Raw genomic sequence first — 21,865 nt, forward strand, 5'->3', positions numbered from 1 at the left:
GCATACCTTTACTATAAGTATACTACAGTTTCTTGTCAGAAGATACAACTACAGTAAGTTCACTTGTAATGTAATCGGTACTTGAAACGAAAGACCGGTAGCTCCATCCGAAATAACGATAACTCCTCGATACGTCCCTGGGATAGAAAGAAGCGGCAAAAAAGCTATTTTTAACGGGACGGAAACGGTGTCGCCCGCTGCGATCGAGAACGAAGCCGGAACGCTAACAATATAACCGATACCAACGAGCGAGAGCGGGGGACGGGAAACGTTTTGCACCGTAAGTGAAACGGTTCTTGTTCCGTTTGTTTTATTCGTAATCGTAAACACATTAGAAACCGTTGTCTGAAAGTTAACGACACCGGAAACGGTACCAACATCTAATGCAAGCGTTGCATTTCGCCCGGTAGATACGTATGCGTTTTGATTTGAAGGCTGTTTCGTTGAGGTGCTGTCTAGCAAGTAATAAAAGAAAAAACTTGAACCCGTTGTCACATAACTCGGGGTAGCAGCTGCCGATTGAAACGTTGCATGGGCATTAAAAGGAAATAGGACGAGAAATACACAAACGAGCAAGTGCCGATACCAAAAAAGCAAAAAAAGTAGTACGATAAGCCAAGCGTAGGATTTGATGACGTTGAGCCATGCACCGAGTAGCGGAATATGCATCACATACACTCCACGAACATTTGCCCGGCTAATGGTCACAGGATCGTGAATAATGTTCGCATCCCCTTTTGTTTCAAGCGTGATTGTCTCTCCTTGTACTCGATGTAGCACGTACGCTTTAAACGGCGAATAGTAAAATAACACGATCTTTCCTACTAACGGCTCCTTTTCCAATAGTGGCTTTGTAATGACGAGTGAGCCTTTCGGTACAGTTGGTGCCATACTGTTCGTCAACACGACATTTGCTCTCCAACCGTTTAAATAAAACAAGCAGGCGCATAAACAAAAAAAGAACGACATCAGCAATAGCCAATGTATTTTTTTCATCGCGCAGCCCCCGGCAATTGCATCGCAGAAACAGTAAAAGTAATCGTCTCCGTTAAGTTTTGAAAAGCGTTATTTGCTGTTACTGGAAAGGTAATCGTAAATTGAAGCTGATCACTCGCCCCAGGTGCTAGCAATAATTCCGGATTAGGGTTTGTATTAATGTTAGAAATCGGACCAGTAAAATACGTTGTTGCATCTTTTACAATTGTTAATTGCAAGCCGTTCGTTTTATCTGTCCATAATAATGTATTGTTCGTAGCACTACCTTGAATGGAGTAAGTAAACGGAACCGTACCGTCGTTTTTGACTGTTACCGTTCGCTGAATGACATCTCCAGGAATCAAATTAGAAACATTAAAAATAGGAGAAGGTGAAACAGAAACTTTTAATGTAGCAGTTGAAGCAGTATTGTTTGGTACAGTTTGTTGATCTGTAAATAACGCATTCGTTTCTCCAATTAACCATAACGGAAACAGCAAGAAAAACAAAGCAACAAGCGCTAACCATCTATTTTTCCATCGCTTGTACACCATCGTACCTCCTTTAATATGTGGTTTTCATATAAGTATGCAAAGGAAGAACGAGAGGTGTGGACATTTACAACAAAACAGGGAGGGGCGGAAGTAAATAAGAAAAGCGCCCGCCTATCGGCGAAGAGCGCACAAGCTCCACCGAGGAGACTTAGCCGCCAAAAGAAGGGACGAAGCGCATCACACCGATGGCGCTTGGAGCTAGACAACTCTCTTCCTAATTACAAAATTTTATGGCTCTTCACCACAAGTTGTACTTGATCATTTAAGATAGGTGTGCATAGAGAAAATAGAGGGTACAAAAAATGCGAATTTTCCTGTATGGTAAAGGTGACCAAACCAAACCATTGGAGGAAAATTCGCATGTACTCTCAGTTTATCAAAGAACTCATCGATTTACCAGATGTTTTGATTCAAAAGGTACGAAAAGAAGAAGAACGTTGGATTTTCGAACTTTCTCTGCCCGAACAATGCCCGTTATGTCCTGTCTGCTTGAAGCGCACGATCAAAATGACATGCAAAAAGAAGCAATGGATGCATGGCTATGCTCAGCGAATCGGAATTTTTTGGATTGAACTTCCTGTAGAGCGCAGACGTTGTGGTACGTGTGGCATGACATTCAGCACGTCTTATCCAGCCATCGCTCCTCGAAGTGTGGCGACGGATGCTTTTCAGCAATGGGTCGCGCAATCTTGCATCGGAACATCCATTCAGGCAGTGGCTCGTATGCTCAAGCTTCCTTACACGACCGTTGAACGTTGGTTTTATACTCATGCCCCTTCCTTCCTATCGAATGAAATCCAACCAAAGGCGGTTTGTGTCGATGAGTTTGCTTTTCGAAAAGGGCATGACTACGGAGTGGCGATCATGGATGCCGAAACGGGAGAAGTGTATGCCATTGAAGCAGGAAAGAACGAGGAAGCCATTGGACGTGCGTTGGCTCATGTGTCTGGTTCTGTTCAGTATGTCGTGAGCGATTTGGCTCCAGCGATGAAAAAAGCGATTCAAGGGATTTGCCCAGAGGCGACACATGTGGTCGATTATTTCCATGTCATTCAGCTGTTTACAGATGCTTTAGAGCGTTGTCGCAAATATTTAGACAAAGGAGGCAAGAAACATGGAAATGTTCGTTACGTTTGTCGTTTATTGAGCCAATGTCCAGAGAAGCTTATAGAGGAAGAACGTCAAATTGTACGAGAATGGTGTAATGAAAGCGATTACTTAAAGTCTGTCTACCAATCGCTCCAACATTTTCGCTATGTGTCCAAAAGCAAAGACGTGCAACAGGCGAAACGACGTTTGGAGGCTTGGATTCATCGGTATTCGTTTTGTCCTTGTTCGGTTGTGCGTGCCATCGCAAAATCACTCGTCAAACGAACAGACGAAATCATATCGTGCATTTTATCGCCTTATTCGAATGGGAAAATGGAGGGAACGAATAACAAGATCAAGCTGATTAAACGTCGAGGATACGGATACAGAAATATCCAACGTTTTGCATTGCGGGTTCGGTTAGAAACAGCTAACATACTTTAATGGCAGGGGCAAGTACATCTTTTGGTGATGAACCAATTTTATACTCCCTTTCCCATCTTTATTAAAAAAGGAATGAACTTCCTTGTTCATCCCTTTTTATCTTCCGTCTTATAAATCCCGTATTGCATAATGCGGAAATAGTCGTCCAGTTCTTTTACAATATTGTCGGAGTGGAGAAGGAAGTCAAATGGTTTCCTTTGGTATCGTTTTTGGTATTTTTGCGATACGTGGTCGACAATTGCCATCGTCATCTCAAGAACCGTATCGGCCGATACATCGTCACGAAGTTTCTCTGTCGGAATTAATTGTTTTAAAAAGATATGTTCAAGCATAAACGCTTCTTCGTACGTTTCGTAATGTTGCTTTAATAACTCTTCCATCTCTTTTTTAACAGCCGCTGGCGGCGTCAACATCGCTGAAACAGCAAGCTTTGCCTCATACGGATATTGAGCAAGCACTCGCTGTTTCGCGAGCGCAATTTCTTTCACTCGCGTAAAAAAATCGGTCGCTGAAACAGATTGCAACGCTTCCATCACTTTTTCCGCCAATAAGTTTTTCGCGTACGTAACGACATAAAGGTATAAGTTTTTTTTGTTTTTAAAGTAATGAAATAAAAGTCCTTTGGAAATACCGGCACGGCTTGTAATGACATCCGTTGACGCCCTGTCGTATCCGTTCTTCATAAATTCTTCCATGGCGACGCGAATAATTGTCTGCTTTTTTTCTTCCGGCTGTTTTTCAAACGATGAATACAATGGCGACACCTCTAAACAACAATATCTTTCTTTTTATATACCACATATGACATCGCAACGCTAAACAAAATCACTGCGGCCATAATAAAAACGTATAGTGGCTCTAGTTGCTCGTTGTTAATAATCGGCGCTGCGTCCACGTACTTAAATGGAGTGAAATATTTCAGAAACTCTAAGTCTTCGGAAATACCTGACATGATATGGAGAAAATAAGCAACTAATACAAGTCCAAGCGAAATCGATAAGGTATTTCTCGTTTTTCGCATCATCGTCGATAATAAAAATGCCACCGCCCCAAACGTTACATGTAATAAAATCGTCGCAATAGTCAACAGTACAAATGTTTTAATCGAAACTTCATGCCCTTTCGCAATGTGAAAACCAAAGAGGCTAGAAAGAACCGCCGCTGCATTTAACGCAAGAATATTGACAACGACAACCAACCATTTTTCCGTAATAATTCGACTTCTTGTCAAAGGTTTTGATAATAAAAATTCAATTGTTTTTTCACTCTCTTCTTTCGCAACAATGTTCGCTCCTAAAATCGTTGCATAAATACTGCCTAATAGTGTTGTCATCATATAAACGCGAATCCCATAATACCCCATGAAGTTCCCAATATTTAATTGGTCCATACCAAACGCCTTCACCATCGATTTTGGCAACGATTCAAGCAATTTCGTCATTTCTTTTTGCTGCTCTGCAAATTGTGGAAATACACTTAATGTTAATAACACCAGACCACCGAGCACTGTACTCCAAACAAGTAATGATTTTATATTCCGCTTCCATTCGCGCATAAAAATCATCGGTTTCTCTCCTCACTTTTCATAGTAATGCAAAAAGATATCTTCTAACGTCGGTTCGCCAATGATTACGTCTTTCAACGGCAAGCTGTCTAGCTGATGAATAAGCTGCTTTATCTCTCCTTTGTAAAGCAACTTTATTTCACTACCTTTTTCTTCTTTTTTCACTACACCGTCTAAATGAAAGTCTAGGCGTTTCCCTTGTTCTAACTCGACCGTTACATACTTTAAATTTTTTTTCGTTAAATGTTCGACTGTTTCGACTTGAACAAGTTTTCCTTCTTTAATAATCGCCACACGGTCGCAAAGCTTTTGTACTTCAGAAAGAATATGAGAAGAGAAAAAGATCGTCGCACCTTTTTTTCGCTCCTCGAAAAGAAGCTCAAAAAACGTATTTTGCATGAGCGGGTCAAGCCCGTTCGTCGGTTCGTCTAAAATGAGTAGTTTCGGTTCGTGCAAAAGCGCCTGCACAATCCCGACCTTTTTCCGATTTCCAAACGAAAGGTCTTCGATTTTTTTATGCAAGTCTAGATCTAGCCGTTCCGCTAACGTTTTTATTCGTTGTTCGTTTGCTTTGTAAAAACGAGCCGAGTAAGTGAGCAAATCGATGACTTTCATATCGTCGTAATAATGAATTTCCGACGGTAAATAGCCGACATGCTGGCGAATTTCTTTTGCGTCTTTCACGATATCTTTCCCAAAAATCGTCGCACTCCCGCTTGTCGGATAAATAAAATTTAATAGCGTACGAATTGTCGTACTTTTCCCCGCACCGTTCGGACCGATAAACCCAAAAATTTCGCCTTCTTCAATCGAAAACGTAATGCCCTCAATTCCGCGATTTTTTTTGTACATTTTCGTTAACTGGCGAATATCGACAACGTTCATATCCTCGCCCCCTTCAACATTTTGACTCGATAGTCAATCCTAGTATATGGAATTTTGACTCGCAAGTCAATGATTAAATGGCAAAAAAAGAGAGTCGCCATTCAACGACCCTCTTACTCATGAAAATTCGTTCCGTCCGTTACTTCTTTCACGATGCCAACACGGATGACGAAGTCGCCAAAATGCTCGCCATCCAGCCGCTCTTTCGCATAGCGAGAAAGAAGGACGCGAAGTTCCGCTAAAATTTCTTCTTCTCCGATATTTTCACGATACAATTTGCCAAGGCGGCTACCGTCAAACGCCGCACCGAGATACATATTATATTTTCCGACCGATTTGCCGATAAACGCGATTTCCGCTAAGACATGGCGAGCACAGCCGTTCGGACAGCCTGTCATGCGAATCGTTATTTCTTCGTCACGAAGCCCGTTTTCCTCCACAATTTCTTCAATCTTATCAAGCAGTTTTGGCAAATATCGCTCCGCTTCCGCCATCGCTAATCCGCATGTTGGCAACGCAACACAGGCAAGCGAATTACGGCGAAGCGCGCTGTAACGTTTTCCGTCGGTCAAGCCGTATTGTTTAATAAGCGCATCGATTTCTGCTTTGTTCTCAGCTGGTACATTCGCAATAACTAGGTTTTGATTGGCAGTTAGACGGAAATCACCTTTATGCACTTTCGCAATTTCTCGCAAACCTGTCATTAACGGATAACCATCCGCATCTTTCACCCTACCGCCTTCTACAAACAACGTAAAATGCCACGTTCCGTTCACCCCTTCGACCCAGCCGTAGCGGTCGCCAGTATGCTCGAAATAGTAAGGGCGCGCTTCTTCTAACTCCCAGCCAAGCCGGCGCTCTAATTCTTTCTTTACGACTTCCAACCCAAGCCGGTCAATCGTGTATTTAAAGCGGGCATGTTTGCGCACGGAACGATTGCCGTAATCGCGCTGAATCGTGACAACTTTTTCCGCTACATTAATCACTTGTTCTGGCTTACAAAAACCGATCACTTTCGCTAGCTGCGGATACGTCGTCCGATCCCCGTGGCTCATGCCCATCCCGCCACCGATCGCTACGTTAAAGCCCACGAGCTTGCCTTGTTCCACAATCGCAATAAACCCGAGGTCTTGCGAAAACACGTCAACATCGTTCGACGGTGGAACAGCGATACCGATTTTAAATTTCCGCGGCAAGTACAGCGGACCGTAGATCGGTTCTTCCTCTACTTCTGGCGTACCAGCTACTTTTTCTTCATCCAACCAAATTTCGTAATACGCTCTCGTGCGCGGCAATAAATGGTCGCTTAACATTTTCGCCCATTCATACACTTCCGCATGCACTTCTGATTGGTACGGATTCGGATTGCACATGACGTTCCGGTTGACGTCGCCACATGCTGCTAACGTCGTAAGCAGTGCATCGTTAATTGCTTGCAGCGTTTTTTTCATGTTCCATTTTAATACGCCATGAAACTGGAATGCTTGCCGTGTCGTAAGCTTCAGTGTCCCGTTCGCATATGTCCGTGCCAATTCGTCCATCGCAAGCCACTGTTCAGGCGTCGCCACTCCGCCCGGCGTGCGGACGCGAATCATAAATTGATAGGCAGGCTCTAATTTTTGTTTTTGCCGCTCCGCTCGCAAATCACGGTCATCTTGCAAATAGCTGCCATGAAATTTCATCAGCCGGTTGTCATCTTCTGGAATGCCGGCGGTAATCCGATCTTCCATCGTTTCTTTCAATGTGCCGCGTAAATAGTTGCTTTCTTGTTTAATGCGCTCGACGTCGCTTGGCGGTCCATCCGGCGCTTTCAATACGACTTTTTCCATCGTTGATCCCCCCTAATACACGTCGCGTTGGTACCGTTTTTGTTTTTGCATGTCCGCTACATACGCTTCCGCTTGTTCGCTACTCATGTTTCCTTCTTTTTCAATGATATGAATAAGAGTTTGATGAACGTCGCGCGCCATGCGCTGTTTATCGCCACAAACGTAAACGACAGCCCCTTCTTCTAGCCAGCGAAACAGTTCTTTGCTTTGTTCTAGCATGCGATGTTGGACATACACTTTTTCTTTCGTATCGCGCGAAAAGGCAACATCCATTTTCGTTAATACACCGTTTTTCAACCACGCTTGCCATTCCGTTTGATACAAGAAATCGGTTACGAAATGTTGGTCGCCAAAAAACAGCCACGATTTCCCTTTGGCGCCAATCGCCTCACGCTCTTGCATAAAGGCGCGAAACGGCGCCACCCCTGTACCTGGTCCGACCATAATGATTGGCGTATTCGAATCTTTTGGCAGTTTAAAGTTCGGATTTTGATGAACGAACACCGGAAGTTTGTCGCCAATGTGCAGACGCTCCGCACAAAACGTCGAGCACACTCCTTTCCGTAAACGTCCGTGCGCTTCATAACGAACTGCACCCACCGTTACATGTACTTCTTCTGGATAAGCTAATAAGCTGCTTGCAATAGAATAAAAGCGCGGCTGCAGCTTCCGCAAGAAGGAAATGAACTGTTCTGGCGTCATCTCCCACGGGCCGAAATCACGAAGGACATCCAATACATCGCGCCCTTTCATATAGTCTTTTCTCTTCGCCTCTTGTTCTGGCGAAAGAAGGGCATGAAATTCGCGATTTTTCGAAAACTCCGCTAATTTTTGCAACAGCTGCTCTGTCAATACCGTAATTTCTAAACGCGATAGTAACGCTTCTCGCAACGGTTCTTCCTCTTGATCGACGGAAACGAGCGTTTCTGGATCCCATCTCATCTCTTGAATGATCAGATCGACTAACTCCGGATCGTTTTTCGGAAAAACGCCAAGCGCATCCCCAGGTTCAAACGTAAGTCCCGATCCTTCTAGCGATAGCTCGATATGCCGTGTTTCTTTATTCGAACCACGTCCATTTAAGTTGATATTTTCTAATACTTCCGCTTCGAACGGATGTTTTCGTGAATAAAGCGCGGTTGGCTGTGCTTGCGTCGGCTGTGGAGCTACGATGGAAACTGCTCCTTGCTGATCTAACTCACTAAGCACTCCATCAAGCCATTTCGTTGCCGCTTCTTCATAATCGACGTCACAATCGATGCGTTCGTATAAACGCTTGCCTCCTAACTCTTCTAACCGCTTATCAAAATCTTTTCCTGTTTTGCAAAAATGCTCATACGACGTATCCCCAAGCGCCAATACAGAAAAGCGAAGATGATCAAGTTTTGGTGCGCGCTTGCTATGGAGAAACTCGTAAAACGATAACGCATTGTCCGGCGGCTCGCCTTCTCCATAAGTGCTAACGACAATTAGGAGCGTATTGATTTTTTTCAACTCGTTTGGCTTAAAATCAAGCATCGAGGAAACGGTGACGTGAAACCCGCGGCTTTTAAGCGTTTCCCCTGCTTTTTCCGCTAGTTTTTGCGCGTTTCCTGTTTGCGATCCGTAAAGAATCGTTACTTCTTTTGTCCCAGTTTCGGGCTGCGTTGCCGAGTCAATATGCGTTGCGGCTAAATACCCACTCAACCAAAGCTTTTGGGCAGGGGTTAGTGTCGGCCAAAGCTGGTTGAGCAGTTCAACTTGCTGTTCACTAAATGGACTGTTTGTTACGTGAAATCGCACACTCTTCACCTCTTTGCCTTCTCATCGATTATATTTCCATTATTCCTATAAATTAAGTTTGGTTTATTACTACACTTTACTCTAAAACAGAAAATTAGTAAAATAAATATAAATTATGAAAGCTATTAATATTTCTGATAATTAAGAGGAGAATGAGGGTTGTACTACGAAGAATTAAAAACGTTCGTGACGTTAGCCGAAGTGAGAAATTTTACAAAAACAGCGGAACTTCTTCATTTATCCCAACCTAGCGTCAGTTTGCATATTAAAAATTTAGAAAAAGAGTTTCAGACGAAGCTATTCGTTCGCTCGCCAAAACGGCTACAAATGACACCGACTGGAGAAATGCTTTACGACCGCGCCAAGCAAATGATTGCCTTGTACGAGCAGACGAAACAAGATATTTTAGAGCACCACCATTCCGTCAAAGGAACATTAAAAATCGGGGCTAGTTTTACGATTGGGGAATATATTTTGCCACCTCTCTTATTTGAGCTGCAAAACGACTATCCAGAGCTTGAGCTAGAAGTCGTCATCGGCAATACGAAAGAAATCGTCGAACTTGTTCGCTCGTTTCAAGCCGACATCGGCTTAATCGAAGGACAGACGAACGAAAAAGAACTGTCCGTCCATGCGTTTATGCAAGACGAACTCGTCATCGTCGCATCAAACGATCACAAGCTCGTTCATAAAGCGGACGTGTCGATTGCGGATTTGCACAATCAAGCGTGGGTGACGCGTGAAGTCGGATCCGGTACGCGAGAATATTTTAACCATTTTATTCGCTCGAACGGGCTAAAAATAAAATCACTCATGATCATCAGCAGCAACCAAGGCATTAAAGAGGCGCTCATCGCTGGCAGCGCCCTGTCGCTTCTTTCGCGCAACGTCGTCGCGCGCGACATTAACCACGGACATTTATCGGTTCTTCGGTTGAACTACCCGCCGTTTCATCGGACGTTTTCATACATTTATTCTCCCATTATGGCGAACAAAAAAAATGTGCACGTTTTACTTCGGGCGTTAGAAAAAAGACAAAGCGACTCATAAGAAAAGCACAAAGCACCCGCCTATCGGGGAAACTCGCACAAGCCCTACCGAGGAGGCTCAGCCCAAGCAAAGCTTGGGTGGGATATGTCAAAGAATCAAACTAAGTGTGTCGCCGCCAAAAGAAGGGGCGGAGCGCATCACACCGATGGCGCTTGAAGCTAGACATTTCTCTACCCGATAGCAAAATTTTATACTTTTTTCCCTTGTCAACTACCCCCACTTAGCTAACGCTTGAAGCGGGGGCTTGCAACTCCCCAGAAGTGCAAGCGGACGTCGTCCTCCTTCCTTCGCGTGGGGTTGCATGAGGGTGGTTGACGGCACCCCGACCACACAAGTCATGCTTGGGCGGTCACGCCATGATGGTACTCGATTCCCTTTTGGCGTAAGTTTAACGCCCCTACTCTATCATCATTGGATGTATAGCCACATGCCCCACATATAAACGTATGGATCTGTTTTTTGCGGTTGTTTTTATGTGTAAACCCACAGGTTGGGCATTGCTGGCTCGTGTAAGCAGGAGGAACGGCAAGGACGTGGCTGTCGTGTAGTCGTGCTTTATATTCAATGAACGAGCGGAGTTGAGCGAACGCCCATGTGAATCGCACGTATCGGTCTTTTTTGCGAACGCACACCGTATCGTTGATGTCTGTCAAATCCTCCAGGACAAGCAAGCTATGCTTTCCTGCAAACTGAACAAGTGCCTTGCTGACACAATGATTGACATTGGTCATGAAACGGTTTTCTTGTCCAGCGATTTTCTTTAGCTTGCGTTTAGCGGATTTCGTGTTGCGTTGTTGGAGCTCTTTGCGAAGTCGGACGTATCGTGCTTTGACGCTCTGAATGGGAGTGCCCTTGATAAACAAATGACGGTTGTGTGAATCTACAGCGGTCACTAAAAAGCGCATCCCCATGTCCACACCGACCACGTGTTGATACACCGAAGGGGGATGGATCACTTTTTTCGCTGCGACATGCAAGTAGAATTTTCCTTTTTTGTACACAAGTGTACCTGTGCCAAACTCCCAAGAGCCATCGAAATAGCGTTCCTGTCCTTTTGTCAGAAAAGGCATTTTGATTCGTTTGTTTAGCGTGCCAATGCTCATCTGTCCGTCTTTCGTAAACGAGTAGTCTCGATTGTACGAATATTGGAGTTTAGGCTTTTTAAACACCGCTAGCGTGCGTTCGCCATTGGATTTCATGGACGCATAGACACCTGCGACAATGGTACACACATTACACGCCATTTGTGATTTTAGTCCGAACAACTCTCGCAAGTCTCGATACACCAAGACTTGCAGTTTCTTAAACGAGGAAAGCAGATGGTGTTCGTATGCGACTTTCGATGCAAAGTTCAACGCTTGTTTCATCGCTTGCATCGTTTCAATGAGTTGCAGGTGTTGAGCTTCCGTTGGTAACAACCGAATTTTAGCGGTGACGACCAATTCCATACGTTTCACCTCCTTTTTTTCAGTATATATACAATTATACCATATCATGCGTGTTGATTAACCAATAAAAACCAGTTGACATCGCTCTATTCCTAGCTTTTCTGCCGTTGTCGGCAAACGGTACGTTTGCCGACAACGGCAGAAAAGCTTGTGTTCAGCCATATGATTCTATATTTTTTAGTAAAATAATGGATAATCAACACTCGTGATACCACATATTACTGAAAGAATGAACCGTTTTTCGTGCAAAAAGTAAAAAAGGGCAATTCCTCCCCCACCTTCCCTTCGCTTAGAGGTGGGGGACTCCTTGCCTAATGCCGTTGAAAAAACACTTTTTCGGCAACTGCCAAAAAAGTGTTTTCGTCATTACGGCAACCGATGCCCTGCCGCTCGGTAAATGTCGTACCACTCTTTTCGGGAGAGCTGTACGTGGCTCGCTTGGCAAATGTCTTTTAAACGAGCAGAGTTTGTTGTGCCAACGATGACTTGCATGTTCGCTGGATGGCGCAAAATCCAAGCAACTGCTATCGCTGATTTACTTGCTCCTTTTTCCTCCGCTAGCCGTCCGAGTACTTCATTGACTTCCGGAAATTTCTCGTTGTCAATGAACACCCCTTCAAAAAAGCCATATTGAAACGGAGACCACGCTTGGATGGTGATGTTTTTTAAACGACAATATTCTAAAATATGTCCGTCCCGGTTAATCGCCCCATCAAATAACGTGTTTGCCTGAATACCGCTCGTCACTAAGTTCGCGTGCATGATACTAAACTGCATTTGGTTCACAATGATCGGCTGCTCGACATATGCTTGTAATAGTTCGATTTGCATGCTGTTAAAGTTGCTCACCCCGAAATGGCGAACTTTTCCGCTTGCATATAGCCGGTCAAACGCCTCCGCTACTTCTTCCAGTTCCATTAATGTATCTGGGCGGTGAAGAAGCAAAATATCTAAATAGTCGGTTTGAAGCCGTTGTAAACTCCCATCTACCGAGGCTAAAATATGTTCCTTTGAAAGATCATAATAGCCGTCGCGAATCGAACATTTGCTTTGAATGTGGATGCGTTCACGCAAATCAGGGCGAGAAGCAATCACTTCACCAAACAGCTCTTCGCAACGCCCTTTCGCATAAATATCGGCATGGTCAAACATCGTAATCCCTGCTTCGAGCGCTTCGTCTATATAACGTGACAGTTCGGAAACCGACATGTCCGCAATTCTCATGCACCCCAGCACGATTTCCGAAGCCATTAGACCAGATTTTCCAATATTGAGTTGTTTCATTTATCCATCCTCCTCATGTCATAGGTAACTTTTATTCTACCATAACATATAGGTGCGATGCTCGTATTGACGCCTCTCCTTCTCTTTTAGTATGGTAGAAAATAGACAGATTAAAAAGTTGAGGGCATAGCGATGAAACAATTTATAATTCGTCTATTTGTATTCGCTAGTTTATGGCTTGGGTATTTATATGAGCACTTTCAGCACAATAGCAAGCTTCCGGCGATTTTATTCATAAGCGCCTGTGCCATTAGTGCTTATTTTTTTCTCGCAATGACTAAACGTCCACTTCTGCTATTCGTTTTCATCGACTGTCTTCTTTTGCTAGAGGAATCTCTTCATCCGCTCGCGAACAATATGTACATCTTGCTACTGCTTCTTTATCTTTATGTGGAGGCAATTTTTCAATTGAACGTTTCAGCGTTTCGTGTATTTGCGGCCATCACTTTTTCCTGTTCAGCCGTTGTCACGTTTCTCTGGCAACCGAACGAAAGCGAATGGCTCATTGCATTTGCCATTTTTTCCGCCATCGCTATCGTTTTGAATGAATACGTAAAGGAACGTGAAGAACAAAAAGAAATGTACCAACAACTATTAGGAGAATATCGGCGCCTAAAGCGCTCCTACTATGAAACAGAGCGAGCGGCACGGCTCGAAGAACGGACGAGAATTGCCCGCGACATTCATGATTCCGTCGGCCATAAATTAACGGCCTTGCTCATGCAGCTAGAAATGTTGTCTATTCGTGAACGGAAAGAAGAATATAAGCAACTGCAAGCACTTGTGCGCGAAAGTTTAGAGGAAACACGACAAGCAGTCAAAGCACTGCAAACAGAAGAAAATGCTGGTATTTCCTCGGTTTTGCAATTAATTCGGAAATTAGAGTCAGAAAGTCATATTATGGTTCATTTTACTACAAAACAAGGGGCGTTAACAGCAAAGCTATCGAATGAGCAAAATATCGCCCTTTACCGCGTCATTCAAGAAGCGCTGACCAATGCGATGCGCCATGCTCAATCACGAGAAGTGTTTGTCACATTAGGAAAATCAGCCGTTGGCGATTTAGAATTTTCCATCAAAAACCGGATTGCACAACCGAAGCCGTTTCAGCTTGGGTTTGGACTAACAAATATGCAGGAACGCATCAAGCAAATCGGGGGTACCGTGCATATTTTCCAAACCGATAGTGAGTTTACCGTCCAAGGGACGATTCCAATCAAGGAGGGGTAAAGGTGATCCACATTTTGTTAGCAGAAGATCAAGCGCTTGTCAGACAAGGGTTGAAAATGATGATTGAGCAAGATGAACAGCTGAAAGTCATCGCAGAGGCAGCAAATGGACTAGAAGCTGTACAACAAATAGAAACTCGCCTTGTCGATCTTGTGCTAATGGATATTCGCATGCCTGGCATGAACGGATTAGAGGCAACGAAAATCATAAAAAAACGGTGGCCACATATTAAAATTTTAGTGTTAACAACGTTCAACGATGATGAGTATGCGGTTCAAGCATTGAAAGACGGAGCGAGTGGGTTTTTGCTAAAAACGACAGAACGCCAAAAGCTTATTGACGCCATTTATAGCTGTATGAAAGGAGGGGTGACGATTCATGAAGAAGTAGCAGCGAAAGTGGTGCCCCGCCTCTTAGAACATTCAAAACGAGAACCAGTAACCGTTCCGTTAACCCCGCGTGAGCTTGCCATTACCCAATTAGTTGGGGAAGGGAAAACAAACAAAGAAATTGCCGCGATTCTTCATTTGTCGATCGGAACCGTCAAAAACCATATTACGCAAATTTTACAAAAATTAGAATTGCGCGACCGGACACAATTAGCCATTTATGCGATTAAACACGATCTTGTATAACCGTCTTATTGGACGGTTTATTTTTTTAGAAAGTGACTAAAGTCATAGCTCTGTTCGCAAAACGATGACGGAAGATAGTAAGCAGCCAAGGAAAAATATCGTACGATACATACGAGAACGGAAGGAGGAGAAAAAATGTTAGAAGCAGTAGAACTAACGAAACAATTTAAACAAACCAAGGCGGTCGATCGGGTCAATTTATATTTAGAACAAGGAGAAATTGTTGGATTGCTTGGCCCAAATGGAGCCGGCAAATCAACGACCATTTCGATGCTCTCGACGTTAATTCCCCCATCGAGTGGGGATGTTCGCTTTCATCAAAAGAGCATCTTGAAAAACCCAGCAATGCTTCGCAACGTGTTAGGAATCGTTCCGCAAGAAATTGCGCTCTATTCTGATTTATCCGCAAAAGAAAATTTGCAGTTTTTCGGAAGCATCCATCGGTTATCCGGTGCACAGCTTCAAAAAAAAGTCGGGGAAGTATTGGAGCTCATCGGACTAACCGACCGACAAAACGATTTAGTGAAACACTTTTCTGGGGGAATGAAACGGCGGTTAAATATCGGTGCTGCCCTTTTACACGAACCGAAGCTACTCATTATGGATGAACCGACTGTCGGGATCGATCCGCAATCCCGCAACTATATTTTAGAAACAGTGAAGCGGTTAAACGAAGAAAAACAAATGACTGTTCTCTACACAAGCCACTACATGGAAGAAGTCGAGTTTTTATGCAACCGCATTTACATTATGGATAAAGGCTCCATTATCGCATCAGGAACAACAACCGAGATTAAAAACATTTTGTCCGCAGAGCATACGGTCGAACTAAAAGTCGAAAAACTAAACGAATCGTTTTTGCACGCATTGCGTACACAGCCAGTCGTTCGTCATATCGCTATCCAAGACCGAGTCATTACGGTGTTGTCCCCAAAAGAAGTGAACATCTTCCGCCTATTATTTCAATTAGCGGAACAAACAGATGCCGTACTGACATCGATCGAAATTAAAACACCGACACTAGAAGATGTATTTTTGCATCTGACCGGTCGAGCATTACGTGATTAGGGGGATCGGAATGATTGGAACGTTTGTCAAAAAACAGTTGTTATTGTTTGCCAGAAACCGTCATGAATTACTTGTTCTTCTCGGGATGCCGTTTGTATTGATTACGATTTTAGGTTTTGCGCTTGGAAATATCATGGATGGGGATCACGCTGCAATTCACGCAAAAATTGCGTTTGTTAACGAAGGGGACGAACAAAAAGAACTGCAAGCATTTACGCGTGAAATAGAAACAATAAACATTCCAAAAGAAAAAAAACAAATGCTAATCGAAGCCGCTCATTCGATCGCACCGATTACCGTACTAAAACAAGGCGTGTTTGGCGATAAATCAGTAAAAAAATATATTCGCATCATTGATGTACCACCAGCTCAACTAGAAAAAGTCCGCCAAAAGGACAGCTACGCCGCAATCATTCGCGTGCCGAGTGGATTTACGTACAAGATGCTACAATACATGCTTTTGCAAAAAGACGAACACCCTCGCTTATTTTTTTATACCAACGAGGAAAAAGCGTGGACAGCTGAAATGGTAGGGCAAATTCTTTCTGCGTTTCAACGACACTATTCGCTAGCTGCCACTCTTGGCAAGGCAGGGTTAGCCGATCGTTCCTCGTCGATCGTTGACGTTCATGTAAATGGAAAAATGGAAACTGTAAGGAAAAAAGAACCGATTCGGGCAATGACTTATTATACGGTCGGAATGAGTGTCATGTTTGCTCTATATATCGCTTCAAACGTCGGAAGTTATGCGTTTGAAGAAAAGCTCTCGCACGTATTCGACCGGATGTTGTTAGCCAACGTGTCAAGATGGTCGTATATGGCAGGTATTTTCCTTTCAGCAACGCTCCTTGCATGCTTGCAACTCTTTATTTTGTACGGATTAACGTCGATCCTATATGACATTACATGGGCTGATATCCCTGCATTTTTCATCGTGACCTTATCGCTTGCGCTAACGGTCGGCGGGTTAGCCGTGTTATTGACCGCGTTGAATTTCCGGATCAATTCCGAACAAGCGTCACGCTTTTTCCAAACCATTCTCGTGACGATGTTTTCGCTTGTTGGCGGCAGCTATTTTCCTGCTGGCCAATTATCCGATTTCATCAGCACGCTCGGAACGTTAACACCGAACGGAGCAAGCATGAACGCCTATTTAAAACTGCTACAAGGGTACCATTTTAACGACATTGCCCACTCGGTCATATATTTATCCCTTTTTAGTATCACGACATTGTTGTTATCAATATGGGCTTTTCCGAAAAGGGGGAACGAATCGTGATTAGCATTTTATCCACGAAATTCCGACTATTTTTAAGAAACCCTTGGATGGTCATTATTATGTCGATCGTTTGCATTGTGATGGCATCCGTTATTGGTGCTTCTAGTGAAAAGAGAATAAAAGTACCGGTTGCTAGCACCCTTGCTTCGCACGAAACAAACGAACTCCTTCATTCGCTGAACAAGTCGCCATCGTTCCGCTTCGAACTAATGGAAGAAAGCAAAATGCGTACGCTCGTTGAAGAAGGAAAAGTAGAAGCAGGACTCGAGCTTTCCAACCATGATTTTACGTTGATCATCACCTCGCAAACAGGAAATACGTTTTTTCTACGGCAGTATGTCCAAAAAGTATATAGCGAAAAAGAGCAAGCAAATGCCATTGCTACACACGCACACATTCCAGTCGAACAGGCTGCCAATATCGTAAATGAAGCAAAAGAGCATCCTGCGTTCACAGTGAAAACGATGAATTTCCGCGGAAAGCATGCAGTGATGGTCGATCCACAAATGCAGCCAATTTTCGGATTTTCCCTCTTTTTCGTTATTTATACTGTGGCATTTCAAGTGCTGCAACTATTGAAAGAAAAACGCGAAGGGGTGTGGAACCGAATGATTCTTTCGCGTCTCAAAAAATGGGAAATATACACGGGGAATCTGCTGTATAGTTTTATGATTGGCTACCTTCAAGTCGTACTCATTTTCTCCGTATTTCGTTTTGGGCTAGGCATTCGTTTCCACGGGCAATTTGCCGAATTGCTCATCTTGTTAGTGCCATACGTATTTTCAATCGTCGCCTTTTCGATTTTGCTTGTCGGACTCGTGAAAAATGAGCAACAGTTTCAAGCGCTTATTTCTTTACTTGCCGTCAGCATGGCGATGATTGGGGGGGCGTATTGGCCTTTAGAAATTGTTTCTTCTAACGCTTTATTAGCACTATCAAAAATCGTTCCATTGACGTACGGCATGGAACTACTCAAAGGGGCTGCTGTCTATGGTCGTTCCATTACGGAATTGCTGTACCCGATGAGCATCTTATTTTTCATGGGCGTCGTATTCACCGGAATTGGTATTAACCTTGTGGAACGAAAAAACGGCTAAAAGATTGGCAATCGCCCACCTATCAACGATAAGCGATCAGTGACATGCTCCCACCACCTACGCTTCGCTTAGAGGTGGGGGCTTCTCAGGTAATCCCATCTCATGACGGGAAGTTGACTGAGCGATCCCCGTGTGTCCCACGGTTCGAGGACAAGTTAGGCTATCGCTAATCGTTTCATGCCCTCATGTTTGATATTGATTGCCGCATTGACGTCCCTGTCGCTCTCGAATCCACATTCACAGCGGAATGTACGCTCAGAAAGCGATAAAGATTCCTTTACTTGACCGCAACATGAACAAGTTTTAGATGACGGAAACCACTTATCTATTTTGATAAGCTTTTTCCCTTGCTCCTCTAACTTGTATTGGAGAAATGTCGTGAACATCCCCCAGCCGTTGTCATGAACGCTCTTGCCGAAATTCAGGACTTGCGACATCCCTTTCATGTTGAGGTTTTCGATGACCACGCAATCATACTGTTTCGCTAATTCGTATGATTTTTTGTGTAGAAAGTCTTTTCGTTGGTTCGCTATTTTCTCATGTAGCTTCGCTACTTTCAAACGCTGTTTGTGCCAACGATTAGAACCCTTCTTTCGGCGTGATAATATCCGTTGTTCTTTCGCTAATTTTTCCAATGCTTGCCGATAGAAACGAGGATAATTGGCTCTCTTACCCTCGCTATCGACATACAGCGTATTCATGGAAAAATCAAGCCCAACAACCGTTTGTATTTCTTTTGGTACAGGTTGATGTTCGTACTCTGTAAGAATAGAAACATAGTATTTTCCTGTTTTTGTTTTCGTGATCGTACAAGCCTTGATGATATGGTGGGCAGGAATCTCCCGATGTTGCTTGAACTTGACCCATTTCAGTTTGGGTAACTTGATATAGCCATCTGAAAGTTGAATATTGCCATTGACCACATTTGTGGTGTACGACTGTTTCGCCTTGCGGTTTTTGAACTTTGGAAATCCAGCACGACCCGAAAAGAAATTTTGAAACGCTTTCTGCAAATTCAATTGGGCGTTTGCCAGCGCAAGGCTATCCACTTCTTTAAGCCAAGGAAACTCCTTTTTGTACTTGGCAGGGGTCGGAAATGTTTGTTTTTTCAAAGCTTCTTTGTCGTCTTTGAACTTTTCATAAATTTGTATGCGTTCTTCAAGCATTTTGTTATAAACGAAACGGACACAACCGAAGGTTTTGGCAAGCAGCTGTTCTTGTTCTTTTGTTGGGTACAGACGGAATTTATATGATTTGTTTACCATATCGACACCACATCACTTCATCCCTTGATTTTCTATATATTTTTTTATTACTTCAAGGATGGCACCGCCTGTTGTAAACAGGAAAAAATTTCTTGATCAAAAATATTCTTTTCACAGTTTTCTTTTCACTTGCGGAAAATGCTTTTTAATCAGTCGAGAACTTGCACTTTTATAGGCATTGATGAACTTTGATAGTTCACTATTCGGATGTGCTTTGAACAAAATATGCACATGGTCCATATCGTGATTCCATTCGACCAAGGAAATATTGTAATTTTTCCCCAATCTCGCAAACATATCTTTTGCATAGTCAGATATGGTATCATCAATCACTTGTCTGCGATATTTTACCACCAGAACAAGATGATAATACAACAGGAATACTGAATGGTCATTACTGTCTAATTTAATTTATACAACAACCTTTCATTTTTCTAATACTGATTATATCATAACACAAAAAAAGAAACAACTCATACCTACGCCTCACCGAAATTCATCTCCCACTTTCACTTCGTTTAGAAGTGGGAGACTTCTTTCGGAAAGAGGTTAAATCCTCTCCCTCGCCAATACGCGAGGGAGAGGTTCATTCCAGCCGAAATTCAAGAAAAACAATCGAACTTTTCTGCTATACGTCGAATGAAGACAAGCGAAGCGAAGGCAATCAAAGCGAGAATCGTTTCTACAATCCAAACGTTTGAAATGATTTTCACTTGATATAACGCAGGAACAACGTCAATTAACGCATGAATCAAAATCGCATATATTACATACAAAAATTGACCTTTCTTCACTCCATATAAAACAAGAAGAGAGAGCGCAACATGGTTCGCAATCGCAAACGTTCGCTCGATGCCACCTAATACATACATCCAATCAGGCTGATTTAACATGGTTTTGAGCATCTCCACTTGTGTAGAGGGAAGAGAGGAAGCAATTTGCTCAAACTGACCTGTTTGCACGAGATGAGAAATGACCATCATATTCACAGCGCTAAAAGCACCAATGAGCACGGCTTCCATCCCTCCATGTCCTAAACCGAATGATAATCCATCCCCGTATGCCCGATTGTTTTTTAACATGAAACGAAATCCGACATATCTCCCGATCTCTTCAAATATCCCAGCCGCTAACGCTCCGTAAGCGACAAATGCCCAAACGCTACTTGTTCCTTTTAACGATGTGCCGCTTGGATCGACTACAAGGAAATGGAGCACTTTCTCGAACACTTGCGAAAATAAAACGAAAATAAGCAAGCCAACACCGAACGCTTTCCAAGAAAACCAGCCCTTTTTTCGTCCATATATGATAAGCACTAAAGGAACAAACAAAGAAAGAAACAACTGAATAAACATCCCAAACAAACCGATCTCTCCCTTCACTTATGAGAAAATATATACGACTGGACAAACAGATAAATCGTGCCGATCAATACGATAATCAGGAGAATGGCAAAGCGCCACATGCTTTCGGCAAATATAGTGAGCATAATGAGTCCCCCCATGATGACAAACACTTTTCCACCGACACGATGCGTTTTTTGCCAAACCTCCTCATTTTCCAATGTCCAAGGGGTACGAATTCCGAAAAAGTAATTCGGTTTAATTTTCGGCATATAATTGCCAAGAACAATAAACAACACCCCAACCCCAATTGGCACAACGACATCGACTTGCACAGGAAACCCCATATTGTATGCGAGTGTTACTACATGTAGACTAAACAAGAATAGGACAAATACATGCAAAAAAACGCGATATACTTTTGCGAATTTTTTATAGTTTTCTTTTCGTGGATCAAGCTTCGGCAAGAAGATAACGAGAACGACAATTCCTGTTAAAAATATCGGAAATAATAATGCGCCCCACCATTTGTTCGTAAAGCTGTCTGCTTCTCCTGCAGCGTTCCAATGAATCGCTATTTCGTGCGGCAAATATGGAATCGCAATGAAACTCAATACGTAGCTACATGCAATGAGAATGATAATAAACCAATACTTTTTCATTATTTATCACCTTCTTTTTGTAATATATCGTAAAACCAACTCATTAAATCTTGGAAAACCGTTGTGTTTAATGAGTAATAAATATGCTGCCCAACACGTCGATCTTCCACTAAATCGGCTTGTTTTAATATTTTCAAATGATGGGAAACACTCGGCTTTTGCATATCAAAATGGTCGGCAATTTCCCCTGCCGTCAAGTCCCCTTTTTTTAGGATCGACAAAATTTTCCGGCGGTTCGGATCGGCAATCGCTTTAAACGCCTCATTAAACGACATCTTTCTCACCAACTTTCTTTTAGATATTTAGACAAACTTCTAAATATCGAGCAAAAAAAATAGATATTTAGATAAATTTCTAATTACATCATATTCCATATCATGTT

The 21,865-nt window shown here is 43.1% G+C and carries 20 protein-coding genes and 1 pseudogene; 7 read left to right on the plus strand and 14 right to left on the minus strand.

Features of this window, described 5'->3' with window-relative positions:
- Window positions 1–48: 48 nt before the first annotated feature.
- Complete coding sequence (locus GFC30_RS10875; RefSeq protein ID WP_066325424.1) at window positions 49–996, minus strand: signal peptidase I; 948 nt, start codon at window positions 994–996, stop codon at window positions 49–51.
- On the minus strand, window positions 993–1,529 hold the full coding sequence (locus GFC30_RS10880; protein WP_066325426.1) for a TasA family protein: 537 nt from the start codon (window positions 1,527–1,529) through the stop codon (window positions 993–995). The genes GFC30_RS10875 and GFC30_RS10880 overlap by 4 nt, the downstream gene beginning before the upstream one ends.
- Before the next feature lie 360 nt (window positions 1,530–1,889).
- Between GFC30_RS10880 and GFC30_RS10885 the strand changes: the two genes are divergently transcribed.
- On the plus strand, window positions 1,890–3,062 hold the full coding sequence (locus tag GFC30_RS10885) for an ISL3 family transposase (protein WP_066322967.1): 1,173 nt from the start codon (window positions 1,890–1,892) through the stop codon (window positions 3,060–3,062).
- 86 nt (window positions 3,063–3,148) lie between these two features.
- Here GFC30_RS10885 and GFC30_RS10890 read toward each other — a convergent pair whose 3' ends face one another.
- The 5 genes from GFC30_RS10890 to GFC30_RS10910 form a co-directional block, all read right to left on the minus strand.
- Entirely contained in the window at window positions 3,149–3,826 is a 678-nt protein-coding gene (locus GFC30_RS10890) for a TetR/AcrR family transcriptional regulator (RefSeq protein ID WP_238583498.1), read from the minus strand.
- A 2-nt stretch (window positions 3,827–3,828) separates the two neighbouring features.
- Window positions 3,829–4,626: an ABC transporter permease subunit gene (locus GFC30_RS10895; protein ID WP_066325434.1), complete on the minus strand. Its 798-nt coding sequence runs from the start codon at window positions 4,624–4,626 to the stop codon at window positions 3,829–3,831.
- 12 nt (window positions 4,627–4,638) lie between these two features.
- Entirely contained in the window at window positions 4,639–5,511 is an 873-nt protein-coding gene (locus GFC30_RS10900; protein WP_066325437.1) for an ABC transporter ATP-binding protein, read from the minus strand.
- A 113-nt stretch (window positions 5,512–5,624) separates the two neighbouring features.
- Window positions 5,625–7,340 (minus strand): assimilatory sulfite reductase (NADPH) hemoprotein subunit, encoded by a 1,716-nt coding sequence (gene cysI, locus GFC30_RS10905; protein ID WP_066325439.1) that lies wholly within the window; start codon window positions 7,338–7,340, stop codon window positions 5,625–5,627.
- A 12-nt stretch (window positions 7,341–7,352) separates the two neighbouring features.
- Window positions 7,353–9,122 (minus strand): assimilatory sulfite reductase (NADPH) flavoprotein subunit, encoded by a 1,770-nt coding sequence (locus tag GFC30_RS10910; RefSeq protein WP_066325440.1) that lies wholly within the window; start codon window positions 9,120–9,122, stop codon window positions 7,353–7,355.
- A 159-nt stretch (window positions 9,123–9,281) separates the two neighbouring features.
- Here GFC30_RS10910 and GFC30_RS10915 point away from each other — a divergent pair, with 159 nt between their 5' ends.
- Window positions 9,282–10,172, plus strand: coding sequence for a LysR family transcriptional regulator (locus GFC30_RS10915; protein ID WP_066325442.1), 891 nt, complete (start codon window positions 9,282–9,284; stop codon window positions 10,170–10,172).
- 335 nt (window positions 10,173–10,507) lie between these two features.
- Here GFC30_RS10915 and GFC30_RS10920 read toward each other — a convergent pair whose 3' ends face one another.
- Window positions 10,508–11,620, minus strand: coding sequence for an RNA-guided endonuclease TnpB family protein (locus GFC30_RS10920; protein WP_066325445.1), 1,113 nt, complete (start codon window positions 11,618–11,620; stop codon window positions 10,508–10,510).
- A gap of 366 nt (window positions 11,621–11,986) precedes the next feature.
- Window positions 11,987–12,904 carry an aldo/keto reductase gene (locus GFC30_RS10925; protein WP_066325451.1) on the minus strand — a complete coding sequence of 306 codons (918 nt, stop codon included), beginning with the start codon at window positions 12,902–12,904 and terminating at the stop codon, window positions 11,987–11,989.
- 132 nt (window positions 12,905–13,036) lie between these two features.
- On the opposite strand from GFC30_RS10925, the gene GFC30_RS10930 reads away from it, so the two are divergent.
- From GFC30_RS10930 to GFC30_RS10950, 5 genes are all read left to right on the plus strand, one after another.
- Window positions 13,037–14,134 (plus strand): sensor histidine kinase, encoded by a 1,098-nt coding sequence (locus GFC30_RS10930; RefSeq protein ID WP_066325453.1) that lies wholly within the window; start codon window positions 13,037–13,039, stop codon window positions 14,132–14,134.
- A gap of 2 nt (window positions 14,135–14,136) precedes the next feature.
- Complete coding sequence (locus GFC30_RS10935) at window positions 14,137–14,769, plus strand: response regulator transcription factor (protein ID WP_066325454.1); 633 nt, start codon at window positions 14,137–14,139, stop codon at window positions 14,767–14,769.
- Between the two features lie 135 nt (window positions 14,770–14,904).
- Window positions 14,905–15,837, plus strand: coding sequence for an ABC transporter ATP-binding protein (locus GFC30_RS10940; RefSeq protein ID WP_066325457.1), 933 nt, complete (start codon window positions 14,905–14,907; stop codon window positions 15,835–15,837).
- 10 nt (window positions 15,838–15,847) lie between these two features.
- Window positions 15,848–17,116, plus strand: a complete 1,269-nt coding sequence (locus GFC30_RS10945) for an ABC transporter permease (protein WP_066325459.1) — start codon at window positions 15,848–15,850, stop codon at window positions 17,114–17,116.
- Window positions 17,113–18,213 (plus strand): ABC transporter permease, encoded by a 1,101-nt coding sequence (locus GFC30_RS10950; RefSeq protein WP_084256313.1) that lies wholly within the window; start codon window positions 17,113–17,115, stop codon window positions 18,211–18,213. Before GFC30_RS10945 ends, GFC30_RS10950 begins: the two co-directional genes overlap by 4 nt.
- Before the next feature lie 155 nt (window positions 18,214–18,368).
- Here the strand turns inward: GFC30_RS10950 and GFC30_RS10955 are convergent, their stop codons facing one another.
- The 5 genes and pseudogenes from GFC30_RS10955 to GFC30_RS10970 all read right to left on the minus strand — a co-directional run bounded on the left by GFC30_RS10955 (window position 18,369) and on the right by GFC30_RS10970 (window position 21,758).
- Window positions 18,369–19,478: an RNA-guided endonuclease TnpB family protein gene (locus tag GFC30_RS10955; protein WP_066325463.1), complete on the minus strand. Its 1,110-nt coding sequence runs from the start codon at window positions 19,476–19,478 to the stop codon at window positions 18,369–18,371.
- A gap of 12 nt (window positions 19,479–19,490) precedes the next feature.
- Window positions 19,491–19,889: pseudogene (gene tnpA / locus GFC30_RS16590) on the minus strand (IS200/IS605 family transposase).
- A 191-nt stretch (window positions 19,890–20,080) separates the two neighbouring features.
- Window positions 20,081–20,860 (minus strand): YhfC family intramembrane metalloprotease, encoded by a 780-nt coding sequence (locus GFC30_RS10960; protein WP_084256315.1) that lies wholly within the window; start codon window positions 20,858–20,860, stop codon window positions 20,081–20,083.
- Window positions 20,857–21,483 (minus strand): SdpI family protein, encoded by a 627-nt coding sequence (locus tag GFC30_RS10965; protein ID WP_066325465.1) that lies wholly within the window; start codon window positions 21,481–21,483, stop codon window positions 20,857–20,859. Before GFC30_RS10965 ends, GFC30_RS10960 begins: the two co-directional genes overlap by 4 nt.
- The gene (locus GFC30_RS10970; protein ID WP_066325470.1) at window positions 21,483–21,758 is read right to left on the minus strand and encodes an autorepressor SdpR family transcription factor; all 276 of its coding nucleotides are present in this window, start codon (window positions 21,756–21,758) and stop codon (window positions 21,483–21,485) included. The genes GFC30_RS10965 and GFC30_RS10970 overlap by 1 nt, the downstream gene beginning before the upstream one ends.
- Between the last annotated feature and the right edge of the window lie 107 nt (window positions 21,759–21,865).

It is taken from the genome of Anoxybacillus amylolyticus (assembly GCF_001634285.1).
Classification (GTDB): Bacteria; Bacillota; Bacilli; order Bacillales; family Anoxybacillaceae; genus Anoxybacteroides; species Anoxybacteroides amylolyticum.